Source organism: Enterococcus villorum, from assembly GCF_007990225.1.
GTDB lineage: Bacteria > Bacillota > Bacilli > Lactobacillales > Enterococcaceae > Enterococcus_B > Enterococcus_B villorum.
In genome coordinates this window covers 1-17,006 of record NZ_BJWF01000031.1, presented here as the reverse complement: position 1 = coordinate 17,006, position 17,006 = coordinate 1, and the positions used below count along the sequence as shown (strand labels likewise).

The 17,006-nt window shown below is 34.0% G+C and carries 13 protein-coding genes and 3 pseudogenes; 14 read left to right on the top strand and 2 right to left on the bottom strand.

Annotation, left to right across the window (positions count from 1 at the left end):
- Positions 1–335 precede the first annotated feature (335 nt).
- The 3 genes from EVI01_RS14285 to EVI01_RS10165 all read left to right on the top strand — a co-directional run bounded on the left by EVI01_RS14285 (position 336) and on the right by EVI01_RS10165 (position 1,753).
- Positions 336–422: a putative holin-like toxin gene (locus tag EVI01_RS14285; RefSeq protein ID WP_371171291.1), complete on the top strand. Its 87-nt coding sequence runs from the start codon at positions 336–338 to the stop codon at positions 420–422.
- Positions 423–1,029: 607 nt separating this feature from the next.
- Positions 1,030–1,401: a DUF1622 domain-containing protein gene (locus EVI01_RS10170; protein ID WP_010750239.1), complete on the top strand. Its 372-nt coding sequence runs from the start codon at positions 1,030–1,032 to the stop codon at positions 1,399–1,401.
- A complete protein-coding gene (locus tag EVI01_RS10165; RefSeq protein ID WP_010750240.1) occupies positions 1,391–1,753 on the top strand; it encodes a DUF1622 domain-containing protein in 363 nt (120 codons plus the stop codon). The genes EVI01_RS10170 and EVI01_RS10165 overlap by 11 nt, the downstream gene beginning before the upstream one ends.
- Positions 1,754–1,986: 233 nt before the next feature.
- Here the strand turns inward: EVI01_RS10165 and EVI01_RS10160 are convergent, their stop codons facing one another.
- Positions 1,987–3,408 carry a hypothetical protein gene (locus EVI01_RS10160; RefSeq protein ID WP_010750241.1) on the bottom strand — a complete coding sequence of 474 codons (1,422 nt, stop codon included), beginning with the start codon at positions 3,406–3,408 and terminating at the stop codon, positions 1,987–1,989.
- 606 nt (positions 3,409–4,014) lie between these two features.
- On the opposite strand from EVI01_RS10160, the pseudogene EVI01_RS10155 reads away from it, so the two are divergent.
- Positions 4,015–6,557 (top strand): annotated as a pseudogene (locus EVI01_RS10155) (HAD-IC family P-type ATPase).
- A 327-nt stretch (positions 6,558–6,884) separates the two neighbouring features.
- On the opposite strand, the gene mafR reads toward EVI01_RS10155, so the two are convergent.
- Positions 6,885–8,330 carry a global transcriptional activator MafR gene (mafR, locus tag EVI01_RS10150; RefSeq protein ID WP_010750244.1) on the bottom strand — a complete coding sequence of 482 codons (1,446 nt, stop codon included), beginning with the start codon at positions 8,328–8,330 and terminating at the stop codon, positions 6,885–6,887.
- Positions 8,331–8,931: 601 nt separating this feature from the next.
- On the opposite strand from mafR, the gene EVI01_RS10145 reads away from it, so the two are divergent.
- The 10 genes and pseudogenes from EVI01_RS10145 to EVI01_RS10100 form a co-directional block, all read left to right on the top strand.
- Positions 8,932–9,516, top strand: coding sequence for an NUDIX hydrolase N-terminal domain-containing protein (locus tag EVI01_RS10145; protein ID WP_010750245.1), 585 nt, complete (start codon positions 8,932–8,934; stop codon positions 9,514–9,516).
- A 135-nt stretch (positions 9,517–9,651) separates the two neighbouring features.
- Positions 9,652–10,104 (top strand): MarR family winged helix-turn-helix transcriptional regulator, encoded by a 453-nt coding sequence (locus EVI01_RS10140; RefSeq protein ID WP_010750246.1) that lies wholly within the window; start codon positions 9,652–9,654, stop codon positions 10,102–10,104.
- Between the two features lie 14 nt (positions 10,105–10,118).
- Positions 10,119–10,640: a GNAT family N-acetyltransferase gene (locus EVI01_RS10135; RefSeq protein ID WP_010750247.1), complete on the top strand. Its 522-nt coding sequence runs from the start codon at positions 10,119–10,121 to the stop codon at positions 10,638–10,640.
- Positions 10,641–10,653: 13 nt separating this feature from the next.
- Positions 10,654–11,367 (top strand): B3/B4 domain-containing protein, encoded by a 714-nt coding sequence (locus EVI01_RS10130; protein WP_010750248.1) that lies wholly within the window; start codon positions 10,654–10,656, stop codon positions 11,365–11,367.
- Between the two features lie 211 nt (positions 11,368–11,578).
- Positions 11,579–11,935 (top strand): annotated as a pseudogene (locus EVI01_RS10125) (VOC family protein).
- Positions 11,936–12,290: 355 nt separating this feature from the next.
- Positions 12,291–12,548, top strand: a complete 258-nt coding sequence (locus EVI01_RS10120) for a hypothetical protein (protein WP_010750250.1) — start codon at positions 12,291–12,293, stop codon at positions 12,546–12,548.
- A gap of 202 nt (positions 12,549–12,750) precedes the next feature.
- Positions 12,751–14,064 (top strand): NCS2 family permease, encoded by a 1,314-nt coding sequence (locus tag EVI01_RS10115; RefSeq protein WP_010750251.1) that lies wholly within the window; start codon positions 12,751–12,753, stop codon positions 14,062–14,064.
- 259 nt (positions 14,065–14,323) lie between these two features.
- Positions 14,324–15,952, top strand: a pseudogene (locus EVI01_RS10110) (glycoside hydrolase family 13 protein).
- Positions 15,953–16,019: 67 nt separating this feature from the next.
- Positions 16,020–16,223 (top strand): hypothetical protein, encoded by a 204-nt coding sequence (locus tag EVI01_RS10105; protein WP_244150186.1) that lies wholly within the window; start codon positions 16,020–16,022, stop codon positions 16,221–16,223.
- Between the two features lie 537 nt (positions 16,224–16,760).
- Positions 16,761–17,006: hypothetical protein (locus tag EVI01_RS10100; RefSeq protein ID WP_146811644.1), on the top strand; the 246-nt coding region annotated here is incomplete at its 3' end.

The window sequence follows — 17,006 nt, the reverse complement described above, 5'->3', positions numbered from 1 at the left end:
AATGCTTCCAAAACTTCGCGACTTTAAAGCTGGCGATGTGGTTTGTTTTAGAGCTATGTTGTTTTGAATGCTTTCAAAACGAGTTTTTTGAAGATCTTTAATGGCAGGGCGTATAAGTTCTAATTATTCTACTAACCCTGATAAAGAAAAACGGGTGCGGAAATTTGCATAAATTTAATGATTGTCATGTGCCATATGCCTTTTGATCGTTTTGTTTTAGAGGAGGTAAATATGCTATAATTAAGAAGTAGAAAAGTGAAAAGATGGTGGCTAATCTCTTGAAAAAGGGGTGATGCCTATGGTTCATAGCTTTGTCCCTAGAAGGGAGTAGGCAAGTGTCAACTTTTGAAGCAATTCAGCTGATGATCGCTTTTGCGACGTTAGTTTTGCTGATAATTGACCATACAGATCCAAAAAAATAACCATCTAACACTTTGACCGAGAGTAGATGGTTTAAATAAAACATTTATTTTGAGTCACCGTCTTTTTAACGGTTCTACATTGGGGCTATGTTTGAGCATAGCTCCTTTTTTATATATCTAGTGTACCATATTTCTTACGGAAAATACAAATAGCTTGCTACTGTTTTAAAGCGATGTTTCTTTGAATGCTTCCCAAATTAAGCACTAGGTCAATAAGAATCATCGCTGGAATATACAATCTGTTAATTGGAAAGAACAAACAAAATGGGACAATAGTCAGAAAGAACCTGATTGGTGCCTTGTTTTGATTTATGGAAAATAAGGTCACCGAGTTTAAATTAGTGTCAACTAGTGCTCAGATTCACTTGAAGATAATAAAAGCTCTAATACTCTTTCTCATGAATGTGACAAATAAAGCCTGAGTTAAAAATTGGTAAGGGAGTTTTGCAAGGAACTGCATAAACTACCGAAAAGAAAATTGCTATTGTGATATAGCCATATTGATTATTTTTTTGAAAATAAACGATAGCGACTGATTTATTTTTCATATGGGTGGACACGACCATCGTGGATTAGTAACATAGAAATGAAAGGCGGTTAGATTCCCATGTTTGACTCAAGACTTATTTTTTATTCAGAATGGGTGATTGCAGCTTTAAATATTGCTTCAATCATTATTTTATTAGTAGGTGTCTTTTTAGTTTTGAAAAATCTTTTTAATTGGCAGACTCGTAAAAAAAATTATGATCAACGTAATTGCCGAAATGCAGAGATCCGTAAGCTATTAGCTAGCTATATCTTATTAAGTTTAGAAGTATTAGTAGTGGCAGATATCATTGAATCCGTGATTAAACCAACCTGGATAGATATTTTAAAATTAGCAGTCATTATCATTATTCGCACGATTATTTCTTATTTCTTGAATTTAGAAACACAAGATAAAAAGAAAGTGAAAGCAGGAATTAGTAATGGAAATTAATCTTATCGAACAATTAGCCCCTTATTTAGAAAAACTGGTGATTCTATTGGATGTGCTGGCCATCCTCATTATTTTATGGGGAGCATGGCTAGCGATAAAAGATTTCCTCGCTTTTTCTTTTGCAAGCATAAGACAGAAAACGGAACGAATCAATCAAAATAATGCCATTAAAAAAATGTTAGGTGGGTATATTTTGTTGAGTCTTGAAGTGCTAATTTCAGCTGGGATCATTGAATCAATTATCAAGCCCACCTTACAAGATGTTTTCCAACTAGCCGCTTTAGTCGTTATCCGTACGATTATTTCTTACTTTTTAAATAAAGAAATCAGTTCAGATGATCAACAGGAGTAAGAAACGAAAACGAAAATGTGATGAATTAAATAGTAAGCATGTATGAAAAAACGGTTTGAAATGAACACTTGCCAAGTTTAAACTGGGTACAAGTAATCGCAAAAGTAGGAAGTATAAAAATCTCGAAACATTTTTATGTTTGGAGATTTTTTGTTTAGCTAATTAAAAATAAACTCTTTTTCCATGCTTTGTAACAAAAATTCATTTGGAGAACTGTGATTTTTTACAAGAATTTATTTAATTGCTCGTATAATGGACTCTTCAATAGTATCCACTGAAATAGGAACAATCGTGGGGATTTTATTTGCTTCTGGAGTATAAAGAGTTCTTTCACATAAAACTCGGTGATTGTCCTTTCTGGCAAAGTTTTTTAAGTCCTCATTTAAAAAACTGTGAATAACAGGTTCTACTTTCATATCAAAAGTTTTGACTGCTTCTAATGCTTCACGGTAAATTAAATAGTTCACATCTGAATTGGTGACAATACAGACATGAAACTCTGTTTTAGTAATACGTAAAATACCACTTAATTCAATGACAAAGGCATTCAAACAATTGTTATTGAGACGTAATTGATAAGGCAGTTGAGTAAGCCACTGCTTAAATAGAGGTTGTATTTCTACTAGTAAATCTTGTTGTTCAGGAGTTAAAAGGTAAAACTTTTCAGGCATAAACAATTGATAGTTTTGCCAGGCGGAGCGCATTAAACGAATGATGGCACGTTCAAAGGCCTTGTTGCCAATAAATGTTCGATTAAAATAGTTTTCAAAGCGAGTAATTAGTTGCTTAATCTGTGCATTCTCTTCAATAAATACTTGATGCAAGCGAAGAAAATCTTCTTCAATTGCTTGATAACAATCTGCTCCATAATCACATAGATTGAGTAAAATCAAGAGAAAATAAAGTTCGGTTTCTTGATAAAAGTTTTTTAATTGAGAGGTTTGCCAAGTGGTCATGGCATATTGATAAATCGGTCGTTTTTGAAGTTCCTGCAAAAAATCATGATCAATCGTTACAGGAGAATTTTTTTGATACAAATAACCAATGATAAATCCTATTCGCAAGATTTCTTGGCTTTCTTTATTGTAGATCCGGCCACTATTATAAGTGAGGGTATGGATAAACTCATCAATCGCTGTTAGATAGCCAGCGGGAAGTGTGGTCATGTTCAGTGTTCCTGTTCGATAAGTTACATTTAATAACAATAATCTTCGTTCGATTTCAGTAAATTCAGGGGAACCATGTATGATTTGGATACCACAGTTTTCAAAATAGGACAATACTTGTTTTTTGAGGGAATAAGCTTTACTAACAGAGATATATTCGATTTCAGTTAGTTGAATATAATCCGGTTCATTTTCAAGATATAACTGACAGGTTTTAAGGAATAAAGAATGGCGAGCTATTTTTTGCATCAAAAGAAACCGTGGAATCTCTGGAGCAAAATACACTGAGCAGGTATCTTTTACTCTTTCTTCGTAAATAATTTCATTTTCAAGTTCCTTTTTTAGTTCCTTGACATCGTTGAGTAAGGTAGGTTTGCAGACTTGTAATAATTTTGATAATTCGTCTAAATTGATTTTTTTCTTCGTGTAAAATTGACCACAAAGAAATAATTGGCGTAAGCTACTTTTTTCCAAATAGGCTTCAATCATTAAAACTCCTCCGCTTAATTTGTGGAATATTGAACAAGTTAAGATTCATTATGCCATGTTTTTTGAACGGAAACATCTGTTTTTTTTGATAGGGCATTTGAAAACCTTGTATACACATGTTTTTTTGTTATAAAACATAAAATTATAAAAAAACAGAAAGAAAAATTTTTTTTGAAAAATAAGTGATGAAAAATAAAAATTGGATGAGTATACGGATGAATAAAATGATTTTTTTTTTAATATCCGTTTTCTAAAATTAATTAATCTTAAAATTCCAAAGTGTTTAATTTATCAAATACTAAAATATTCGTTATTATGAACTGAATATTCTGAATAATAAGATTTTAATTGCTTTTTTCTGAAAAAAACAATTTTTCTATCATGTTATAAAAAAATTTTTCTCATTTTTTGCTCAATCATTTTCGATATAAATGGCAATAGTATTTTCTAACTTGTAATTGAGATATTGTACTGGTCGAGTATGCCCATTGCTTCTCTTTTTTTAACCTCCCTTATTTATTTCAGGGGTCTCTGAAATAATTGACCGTTGTTTCCCTCTTTCCTCCCTATAATAAAGTTATCACAAGAAAAATAGGAGGGATGGCAATGAGATGGTATCAAGAATCCACTGAAGAAGTCATGCGTTCACTTAAGACAGAGGTAGAAGGACTAAATCGTGAAGAACGTAGCAACCGTTTAAAAGAAAATGGTCCTAATCAAATAGATTAAAAAAGAAAAGTAGTCCGTTACGGAAGTTTTTGAAACATTTGACAGATCTGTTGATGATCATTTTAATTGTCGCATCACTTTTAAAATTTTTGACAGGAGAAGTCGTAGAAGGAAGTATTATTTTAGCGGTTGTTCTCGTTAATTGTTTTGTCAGTTATTGGCAAGAACGTAAAGCAGAAGAAGCGTTAAATGGATTAGAAAATTTACTAGGACAAAATGCCGTAATTTTTACAGAAGGTGTGAAACATTCGATTCCAGCGAATGAATTGGTTTTAGGTGATATTGTGGTATTGGAAGCCGGAGACATCGTGCCTGCGGATCTTCGCTTGGTAGAAGTTCATGATTTTATGGTAGAAGAAGCCGCTTTGACGGGAGAATCAGAAGCTGTTGAAAAAAGCCATGAACAATTATACACGAACCTTTCTTTGGGAGATCAAAGAAATATGGCATTTTCTGGCACGCTCGTTCAATCGGGTACAGCGCTAGGTGTAGTGGTTGAAACTGGCGATACAACCGAAATTGGGAAAATCAATCAAGCTTTACAATCTGTTCAGCAACAAACCACACCATTGGTTAAAAAGATCAATCAATTGAATAAACAAATTTTCCGTGGGATTCTCTTTCTTAGTTTGTTTCTTCTTTTTTATACAACGTTTAGGTATGGACTAGAAGTAAACTTCTTATTCTCAACGATTATTGCTTTGATTGTCTCAATGATTCCAGAAGGATTACCAGCAGTATTGACGATGATTCTATCATTAGGAGTCAAAGAAATGGCAAAAGAGCAAGCAATTATTAAAGGATTACCTTCTGTGGAGACACTAGGATCAATGACTGTGATTTGTTCGGATAAAACAGGAACCCTAACAAAAAACGAAATGAGCGTTGTCGAAACAAAAACCGAGCAAGAAGAGAAATTGCTGGCGATCATGAAAAATTGCCAAGAAGTCCAAACAAAAGAAAATCAAAAAGTAGCAGATTTAACTGGTAATCCAACTGAACTTGCTTTATTACAGTACACAAAAAACCGTCAATTACCCCTGCAAGAAGTAAAAGGGAAAATTCCCTTTAGTTCAAATTATAAGTATATGGCAACGATGCACGAACAAGAGGCGCATCAGGTCATTTATGTAAAAGGCGCACCAGAAGTTTTGTTATCAAAAGCCAATCTAACCTCAGTTCAAGAAAACAAGTGGCAACAAGAAGCGAAGAAACTAGCGCAAAAAGGGCAACGTGTTTTAGGATTTGCTTATAAGACGATTCCTAACAACCAAGAATTGACACATGAACAATTAACTGAACTAACTTTTGTCGGTCTTGCCGGTATCATCGATCCACCAAAAGAAAGTGCTATTCAAGCAGTTAAGGAATGTCAAACGGCTGGAATATCAGTAAAAATGATTACTGGAGACCACAAAGATACGGCCAAAGCGATTGCAGAACAACTAGGCTTAAAGCATACGCAAAATGTGTTAGAAGGGATTGATTTAGATCAATTATCCAATGAAGAATTAATAAAAAAAGTAAAAACAGTGGATGTCTTTGCTCGAACGACTCCTGAACACAAATTACGCATTGTCCAAGCTTTACAGAAAAATGATGAAATCGTAGGAATGACTGGTGATGGAGTGAACGATGCTCCTGCCTTAAAACAAGCAGATGTCGGCATTGCAATGGGCATTAAAGGAAGCGAAGTCAGTAAGCAAGCAGCTGACATGGTGTTAGGTGATGATAATTTTCATACGATCGCAAAAGCTGTAAAAGAAGGGCGCAGAATTTTAGATAATCTACAAAAAACCATCAATTTCTTTTTACCAACAGCATTAGCGCAAGGTCTGATTATTATTGGAGCTCTTTTAGCCAATCAACCGTTACCACTAACCCCTGTGCAGATTTTATGGGTAAATATGGTCACTACAATCACTTTATCCTATGCGCTAGGTTTTGAAAAGGCTGGCAAAGACACAATGTTGCGTTCCCCAAGAAACCCGAAACAAGGGATTCTCACAAGCTATAGTTTCTTTAGAATTGTTTATGTCTCATTGTTGATCATGGTACCAGCCTACATGTTAGCAATGAGATTTGAAGGACAAGCTTTACAACAAACCATGCTCTTACAAAATATTGTAGCTGCTCAAGCCGTTTATATGATTAACTGTCGAGAATTATTCGAAGCCTCTTTAAATAAAAGTCTTTTAGAAAATAAAACATTGTTCTACTCTTTGGGTCTACTTTTCCTATTACAAATCATGGTCATCTATTTACAATTTGCCCAACAAATAATCGGCACAACCAATCTTTATTCAGCAGAACTGCTACCGATCCTTTTCAATGTTTTATTGCTGTTTATTTTGGTAGAAGTAGAAAAACAAATTAGTAAGAGATTTGCGAATAAAAGAAAAAAAGAATTACGAACGTAATCTAAATAAAACAATTGCACATTAAAAAATAAAGTTTGAATTTATAAATAAAAGCAGTCAGCTTTGAACAAAGAAGCGCTAAATTTTTGAAATAGCTTTTCATATTTTAGAAATTTAGCGCTTGCTGTTGTGTCGTTGCTTCTGGAACACCTTGGGATATTGTGAAAAGGCTGTTTTTTATGAAGCAATAAGGACAAACTTTTGGCTTTCGTTTATTCGGTTTAAAAATTTAATATAGACTGATGTTTCCACCTTTTATCAGCTTTATTTAGTCTAAAATTTTATGATTGTTACTTATATTTTGCCATGGTGTTTCATTTCTATTGGTCATAAATAATATCTTGTTGTTAGTTCATTTAAACGATCAAGTTCGTTTTTTGTTGGAACTGTTGAAAGGTAAAAAACAGGTATCGGGGGGGCATCAATCGGAATATTTGAAACCAATAAATCATTTTTCTCGATGGTTATTTCTGCTAACTGGCTTAATTCTATTGGTTTTAACGAGACTCGTTTTCCTAGATAAGCATGGATTTCTTGCTGTAGAAAAGCTTTCCATGAAGGTTCTCCTTGGAAAACAAAGTAAACACTCACTTGATTTGGTTTGATCGCTAACAACGTTTGCTGGATCAATAAAGAAAGTAAATAAAAGAAATAGTCTTCATTTTTAATCCTAACTGTTGCTGTTTTTACTTGTTCCAATAAAGCGAACTTATAAGGAGATAATTCTGGGTAATGGTTATCATACTCTTCTAAAAAAGAATGATATTGTTTGGTTGTTTGTTCGATCAATAAAGGAGATTCATGATATTTCAAGAGTAACAAAATTAAATTTTCAGCTAGTTTGGTTTTTGTTAGTGATGCTAGAGATAAGCGTTCAGCAAGATTAGTCACAAATTCATTAATATCAGGAGCAAAAGGATACTGATGCAAAATAGTCATGATTATTTCTGGATAAAGATTATTATAATTCCAACTGTCCAAAAAACATGAAAAGGCAAAAACTGATTCTTGACCTTTCAGATATACCCCTTCAGTTCGGTATAACTCTTCTAATTCAGGTGCATATAGGGCGTAAAGTTTATCTTTTCCAGAAAATAAAGTGAGGGAAAGGTGACAGCCGGCTTTGATACGCATCGTGTTAATAAAAAACCAACAAATACCAAAAATTTCCTCGGTAGCAACTATTAGTTCTTTTTGTCGCAAACTTTTCAAAAAACGAAAATAATGAGACTCATGGATCGAATAGTCTTCAAAAAAGTAATTGTTGTGGGTGAAAGGCATCAATAAACGATGATAAAAAATACGAATATTCTCTTCTTCGCCAGAAAACATGAGATATCGACGATTTAATTGTACTTGAAGTTCATAATTGATTAATTCTTGATTTAATTTTCTGATATGACGATTCAATGTTTCGTAAGATAATCCATTTCTGTCTAAAAAGTCAGAAGTGGTGATTTTTTTAGTCGTTAACAATTCTTTTAGTAGTTGAACGCTAATCGATTGCATAAAAAAGATTTCCCAGAGTTCATTTGTCAATAAATTCTGTTCATTTTTTAAATGAATACCTGCTTGATCACTCGTAATCGCCCATCCTGGTGGTAGTTGACTCTTGATCAATTGAAGGTCAGAAAAAATCGTTCGTTCTGTGGTTTTAATTGTTTCAGCTAATTCATTCACCGTAATTTTTGGGTGATTGAGCAATAATTCAATAAGTGAGACGTGTCGTTGGATATCTTTTTCGGTAATAATTTTTTTCATTAAAGAATACATACGATGCTCCTTTTTAGTAAGCAAATAATTTCAAAAATAACGCTTACAAGTGTTGTTCTTTGAGTTTAGTATAATGAAAACAAACAAGATTGTAAAAATAAAATCTTCGAAAATCATTCATTACCAAAACTTCGCTGGCTTATTGTTCTTTTCAGTCAAAGTAAAATTCACCTAAATTTTACTTGGAATAAGAAGAGTTTTTTAGAAAATATTAGCTATCTTTTCTTTTACGCTATTTCTTTTATTGCAATGGTTATTTTTTTAATTTAAAGCTTTACTGTCTTTCTTGGCAAACTTGCAATCAAGCCATTAGCAGATGTAGTATGCAACTACTTCTACCATGTTTGCAAAAATAAAATCAAGTAGGTGTTTCATTACAGCATCTCATCCCCTTATCAGATTAGAAAGAGGGAGCAGACAGAAAGACGATTATAGCGTAATTGAAATTGATTTTTGCTATAATTTTAACGAGATGATTGCAACGGAATAATATAGTGGTTTACTTGATAAAATTCGAGTGATCAAGACACAGCCGTTGCTTGTGCAATTTATACTATACTGAAAGCATACACATAGAACAAGTCGATAAGGAGCGAGGATAATGGAGTCAAAATTAGCGTATTATCAACGGCTATTAGCAATTGCCCAAGCAGGATTGCTATATGGAAAAGATGTTTTTGATAAAGAAAGATATGAAGAGTTGCGAGAAATTGCATTAAAACTACTTAGTGAAGTCAGTCTTGAAACGACAGAAGAATGGCGAAGTTTAATTGAAACACATGAAGGCTATCCGACACCGAAAGTGGATGTACGAGCTTGGATCAAACAAGAAGAGAAAATCTTATTAATTGAAGATAAAAAAACACAAGAATGGGCATTGCCTGGTGGATTTGCGGAAGTTGGATGTTCGCCTAAAGAGAATATCAAGAAAGAAGTGAAAGAAGAGACTGGATTGACAGTATCTGTAGATCAATTATTGGCGGTTTTTGATACGAATTTAAGAAAAGATATCCCACAAGCGTTTCAATACTATAAACTCATTTTTTCTTGTCATATTCTATCAGGTGCATTTGTGGAAAATAATGAGACATCGAATATGAAATTCTTTTCTTTAGATGAGTTACCTAAACTTTCACTTAAAAGAACAATTACTAATCTTAAACGAAGCTTCCTTGCCTTATTGTGACTAAAAAGAAATAAATGGTGTTCCCTCTTTTGAACAAAAGGAAATAGAGAGGGAACTATTTTTTGTTTATTTTTTTTGTTGCAAATGCAACAAAAAAGAGTAAAATAAGATAAAACTGACATAAAGGAGGATGAAATGGACGAAATTGTAAGAGATATCGGGGCTATCTCTCGAGCGTTGGATTCTATCAGTAATATCGAGTTTAAAGAAGTTGATCTGACAAGGGGACAATACCTTTATTTGGTGCGGATTTGCGAGCATCCGGGAATTATCCCAGAACAACTTGCTGAAATGATCAAAGTCGATCGTACCACGACCGCTCGAGCGGTAAAAAAGCTTGAAATAAAAGGGTTAATCCAAAGTATGGCAGATAATCAAAATAGAAAAATAAAAAAGCTCTATGCCACGAATAAAGGAAAAGAAATCTATCCATTGATCATCCGTGAACATCATTACTCCAATCAAATAGCCGTGAAAGGATTAACCACACAAGAAATCAAACAATTGCAAAAACTATTAAAAAAAGTTCGCGAAAATGTGAGCGAGGACTGGAATTTCGTAAAAAAAGGCAATAAAAGAGTGTATTGAAAGGAGTGTATGTGATGAAAATTGAAATGAGACGAATAGCTATTCAAGAAGTCGAAACCCTTCAAGCGGTTAGCATCGAAACTTATCGAGATACTTTTGGACAACATAATAGTGAAGAATTAATGATGACTTATTTAAACGAAGCTTATGAAATCAATAAATTAACTCAAGAACTCCAAGATAAAAACACAGAATTTTATTGGGCATTACTTGATGGACAAATTGCAGGCTACTTGAAGTTAAACATTAACCAAGCACAAACGGAAGCGATGGGCAATCATTTTTTAGAGATTGAACGTATTTATATACGCCCATCGTTTCAAGCAAATGGCATTGGTTCTAAATTCATTGAACTAGCTGTGGAAAAAGCACGCGAGAAACAAAAAGAGGCCATATGGTTAGGGGTCTGGGAGCATAACTACACAGCGTTAAATTTTTATAAAAAACACGGATTTAGCCATCACAGTCAACATATTTTTTATATGGGAGATGATCCACAGACGGATTACTTATTTGTTAAAAACTTAAATGAATAAAGGAGCAATCAAAATGGATAAAATTATTGTTGATCCAAATTTCTGGGAAGTCTTTCCCGATGCGACTATTGAAGTACTAATAGTTAATGGGATGGATAACCATGTAAATCAAGAAAAAGAAGGAAAGTTTTACCAACTACTTAATCAAGCAGCCAAAGATGCGACTACTTATTTGACAGAAGAGCCTTTTAGTCAAAATGAAGTGATTGCACAATGGCGCCAAGCTTTTTCACAATTTAAAACCAAAAAAGGCGCTCGGTCTTCGATTGAGGCTTTATTGAAAAGAGCTAATCAAGGGCGTGAATTTTTCCCGATCAATCCATTAGTGGACATCTATAATAGTATTTCATTAACATTTGGTGTTCCATGTGGAGGAGAAGAAATGGATAAGATAAAAGGGAATCTGCATTTAGGAAAAGCCAAAGGGGGCGAAAGTTTTTTACCTTTAGGCGCAGAGGAAGAGGCACCAGCATTACCAGAAGAAATCATTTACTATGATGAAGAAGGGGCTATTTGTCGTTGCTTCAACTGGCGAGAAGCTCAACGAACGATGTTAACTGAACATACGACAAATGCCGTTTTAGTGATCGAGTCGGTGAATCAAGAACAAGCTGTACGTGGACGTGAAGCAATTATTGAACTGAAAAAGAACATTGATCAATTCTTTCATGTAACTAGTGAAACACATACTCTAACGATCAATCAGTCTGAAATCAGTATGAAGTAATAAAAACGAAAAATGCGTGTGCAAATGAACGAATAGACAATGAAAACCCGGCAAATTTCGTCGGTGGTTGAGTCATTCAGAGATGAATGATTCAACCTTTTTTTATGGTGATGGCTTGTTTTTATCGTTAGTCGAACGAAAAAAGTTTAGATTATCCGCTTTCATGATATACTGAAAGAAACAATTTGTAGCCATAAAAGGAGGATTAGGGATGATTGGTAAAACGAGAGTGATGCTTTATGCAGAAGATGTTGAAATTCTTAGTCGCTTTTTTATTGAAAAGCTAGGGGCAACCATTAGTGAAACGATTGATTTACCTGAAGCATGCCAAAGTACAATAGTGACTATTTCATCATAATTTGAACTAGGAATTTTTCCAAAAATCTTTGTTCAACAATTTTCTCCAGAAGTATTAGGTCCACCACCCTCCATTATTTTCTTTACAGAACAATTTGAAGAAATGTATGAGAAATTAGAGAATGCTGGAGAAATCATGGAAAACAATGGGGTTCAAACTTTTAATTTTTCTGATCCAGAAGGAAATTATTTTGTGATAGGTAAGTTGTGACACTTAAGTAAAAATCAATTAGGTAAAATATTATAAATCATTTGATAATAGTTGTTATTAAGGAATTTAGAATGATTCTTCATGAAGGCATTTAATGAAGAAAGTGGTTTAAATAGTGACTTATTTTAAAAATTTACATTTTATTTATCTTACGTTTGCCTTTATTTTATTTGAAGAGCTATTTGTTTTTTTTTACATTAGGATAACTGGATACGATAGGAACTATTTCTATTAATCGCTGTGGCTGTTGACTACGTTTTTCGTTTGTTTGATCACTGCCTGAGTCAATCAAAATAGTGTATTATCTTGTGCATAGAAATAAATGATCGTTTTCTCAAAAAAAGGAGGGATTTAGTTGAATCTGACAGAAAAAGTAGAACTTTATTTAAAAGAACGTCGCGGAAAAAGAAGTGAAAAATTGCGGATGAAAAATTTGAAATCTGGTAAAAAACCGGCAAAAGGCTGGGGGAAAATGGTTGATACAGGATTTGGTGGATTAAACTCTTTGACTCATTCCAGTGAAATTGGAAAAAGTTGGTCTGCGGAAATAGATACTAAAAGATTTATTGCGGAAGAACAAAAGAGAGTTGCAAAAGAACATATGCGAAAATAAGGGATTTCGTTAGGCGATATGGGGAGTATGACGTTGAAATTTCTACATAAGAAACAAATGGATAAAGTTCGGATTTTGCTTGAAATCCGACTTTTTTGTTTACTTATGTTCCTATTTAGTATATGATTAATCACGTTGTTTTTTTATAAATCAAAATTTTAAAGGACTTTTTTATAATTGTTCGGGTTTAGGGGGATGGAAAATGAAGGGAAAAATACTTTCCTACTTCGAGATTGAAAAACTTGGTACAACGGTAAGAAGAGAGGTACTTGCTGGCTTTACAACATTCATTTCAATGGCCTATATTTTATTTGTCAATCCAACCGTTTTGGGCGCTTCTGGTATGGACGAAGGCGCAGTGTTTACAGCTACTGCATTAGCAAGTGCGATTGGTTGTATTTTAATGGGTGTGTTGGCACGCTATCCAATTGGCACCGCACCTGCTTTAGGGATCAATGCTTTTTTTGCTTATTCTGTTTGTTTAGGCATGGGAATACCTTGGGAAACAGCCTTAGCAGGCGTGTTTGTCGCTTCATTGATTTTTATTTTAATCACGATTTTTAAACTACGTGAAATGATCATTGATGCAATACCAGCAGATTTAAAGTATGCGATTTCTGGTGGAATTGGGTTATTTATTGCTTTTCTTGGTTTAAGTGAAGGTGGAATTATTGTTTCAAATGAATCTACTTTAGTTGGTTTAGGTGCACTTAACGTTGGTTCGACATGGTTAACTATTTTTGGATTAGTTGTTACAGCGATTTTATTGGTTCGCCGTGTGCCTGGTGGGATTTTTATTGGGATGGCTGCTACTACGATTCTTGGTTTGTTTACGGGATTGATTCCAATGCCTTCTCAGTTAGTTTCAGCTGCGCCAAGTTTAAAACCAACCTTCTTAGTGGCGTTGAAACATATTGGAGATATTAACTCATTACAAATGTGGGTCGTTGTCTTAACCTTCTTATTGGTCACTTTCTTTGATACAGCAGGTACGCTGGTTGGTCTGGCAAACCAAGCAGGCTTTATGAAAGATAATAAGATGCCACGAGTTGGAAAAGCCTTGGCTTCCGATTCGACGGCCATGCTTGCTGGCTCTTTATTAGGCACTTCACCAGTTGGCGCTTTTGTTGAGTCTTCTGCAGGGATTGCGGTCGGTGGACGTTCTGGCATCACAGCCATTACAACGGGCTTCTTTTTCTTATTAGGCTTGTTCTTTTCACCATTATTATCTGTCGTAACTTCTCAAGTAACTGCGCCCGCTTTGATTGTAGTCGGTGTCTTAATGGCTCAATCGTTGCGTCAAATTGAGTGGGAAAAATTAGAAATCGCCATTCCATCATTTTTGATTTTAATTGGCATGCCTTTGACTTATAGTATTTCAGATGGGATTGCTTTAGGAGTTATTTTTTATCCAATTACCATGATTGCAGCAAAACGAGGCAAAGAAGTTTCTCCTATTATGTATATTCTCTTCTTTGTTTTCATTGGTTTTATGTGGATATTAAACGTCAATTAAATTTGGAAAGCACGACATTTCAGCGAACGGGAAAATATTTTTGACTGTTCTTTATAAAAGAAAAGAGAATGATGACTACGGTCATGGTTCTCTTTTTTTAATCAAAAATTGTTAACGGTAACAATTAGAGGGAGAAATCAATGGTATCAACGATTGTCTGTGTTGAGTAAGATAAATCAAAGAAACAGCTATTTACTCTCTTTTTTGAAAACGTTACAATTTCTAAAAGATAAACATTTATGATTCAATGGAGGTAAATATGGAAGAAAAATGGTGGCATCAGTCAGTGGTCTATCAAGTCTACCCCCGCAGTTTCCAAGATACAAATGATGATGGGGTGGGCGATTTGCAAGGAATAATCTCAAGACTCGATTATTTAAGCTATTTGGGCATTGATACTATTTGGTTATCCCCTGTTTATGAATCACCTAATGATGACAATGGATATGATATTAGTGACTATCAAGCGATTATGGCAGAATTTGGGACAATGGCTGATATGGAACAATTGATTGAAGAGGCAAAGAAACGAGACATTAAAATAATCATGGATCTAGTCGTCAACCATACATCAGATGAGCATGCGTGGTTTGTTGAAGCACGTAAAAATAAAAACAACCCTTATCGTGATTACTACATTTGGCGAGATCCTGTGGCTGGTAAAGAACCTAACCAATTACGTTCGATCTTCAGCGGGTCTGCTTGGGAATTTGACCCAGAATCCGGCTAGTATTATTTACATCTATATAGTAAAAAACAACCTGATTTAAATTGGGAAAATGAGCAGCTACGTCAAGAGATTCATCAAATGATGAACTTTTGGATTGAAAAAGGAATTGGCGGTTTTCGCATGGATGTCATTGATACAATTGGGAAATTACCAGATCAAGAAATAACAAGTAATGGCCCTAAACTACATGAATACCTACAAGAGATGAATCAAGCGACTTTTGGCACAAAAGATTTGATGACCGTAGGAGAAACCTGGGGAGCAACCACAGAAATCGCTAAACTTTATTCAGACCCTAAAAGAAATGAACTGTCCATGATTTTTCAATTCGAACACATTGGATTGGATCAACAAAGTGGGAAAGATAAATGGGACCTAAAACCATTGAGCATCCCTGAATTAAAACAGGTTTTATCAAAATGGCAAACTTCTTTAGGCGATGATGGTTGGAATAGTTTATTTTGGAATAACCACGATTTGCCAAGAATCATTTCACGTTGGGGCAATGATCAAACATATCGTGAGGAAAGCGGAAAAATGTTTGCTATTTTGCTTCACATGATGAAAGGAACACCTTATATTTATCAAGGAGAAGAAATTGGAATGACGAATTACCCGATCAGTGAAATCGCTCAAGCCCAAGACATTGAAACCATTAATATGTACTATGAACGTTTATCTTTGGGTTACGCAAAAGAAGATATCTTACGTTCAATTAATGCCAAAGGTCGTGACAATGCACGAACACCGATGCAATGGGATAGAAGCCCTAATGCTGGTTTTACTAAAGGAATCCCTTGGTTACACGTCAATCCTAACTACAAAGAAATCAATGTCCAATCCGCTTTAGCAGATAAACATTCCATTTTTTATACGTATAAAAAACTGATTGAGTTACGTAAACAGCATGAAATCATTGTATGGGGTGAGTATCAGCTCATAACAGAGACACCCGATGACGTGTTTGCCTATTATCGTTTGTATAAGGAGGAAAAATGGCTGATTGTTTGTAACATCTCAGAGAAAACAAACCAAATGACTCTTCCAAGTGGTGATTTTTCGCTTGTTATGTCGAATTATCCGCAAGAAGAAACATCAAAAGGAAAAATCACCTTGCGTCCTTATGAAGCATTTGTTTTGAAAAGAATGGAACAATAAAGTACTGATCTCATGCTTAAGGATAAGCGTATGATAAAAGAAACGTGAGATAAATGTGCAGACACCTATGAAAGTACTATTTGGTTTGATCCCTAAAAAAGAAGAAGAATCGGTGCTTTTTCGAGTTCATGAAAAAGCGCCCTTTTTGATTTCTATTGCAGATATTTTAGAAAAATATAAAGTAGAAGCAATTCTTGTAAAAGATTATGAAAAAGACAAAGAAGTATCTATTGATTTATTTTCAATTTTTTATATTGAGTACATTGATTGAAAATATTTTTTCTATTCACAAAATGCTACATACAAACGTAGATTAATGCTGACACAGCTCTTAAAAGAATTACCTGAATCCTTTATTTAAATATCCAAAACGACTATTTTAATTGGAACAATCTTATGAATCAATAAAGTTAGCCAAAACAACAAATTTTTTTGAGTCGTATTATTAAGTTGGACATATTAAAAGACACCTATTACTTTTTTATCCATACGAGTTCTAAAGTATTTCAATAATGAGCAATGTTAATCATAATCTGTCATTTTTTTTACTTTTTGGAGCAGTGAAAATGAAGAGGGTACCTGTTTAAGCGATACATAAATGAATGAATTTAGAAAAATTATGAAAAGAAACCTTGAAACTTTTTATAGATAGGAAAACGTTTTTATGATACGCTATAGACAACAAATTCAGAAAAAGCGTTTTCTATCGATGGAATAGTTTTTATAGTTATTAGGATTTTTTTTGTCTAACTTTTTATTTTTCGTAGGATAAGTGAAAAGTATGAAATGAAAAGGAGATTGATAGGATATGAGACTAAAACACAGGATAATTAACGCTCTTCAATTAACGAGCATAGTAAATGGAACAGGAACACTTAATCTAGAGAACCAAAACCAAGGGAAGAACTTAGAAGAAATAGCAGATTTAGGAAACAGGCTTGACTTTTTATCGAATGACATTCAATCACAACAAAACCGACACACAGAATATAGAAATGAGATGGCCTCTCAACCATCCACCAAATCTTTAGATCTAATGCCAGACAATGATTCC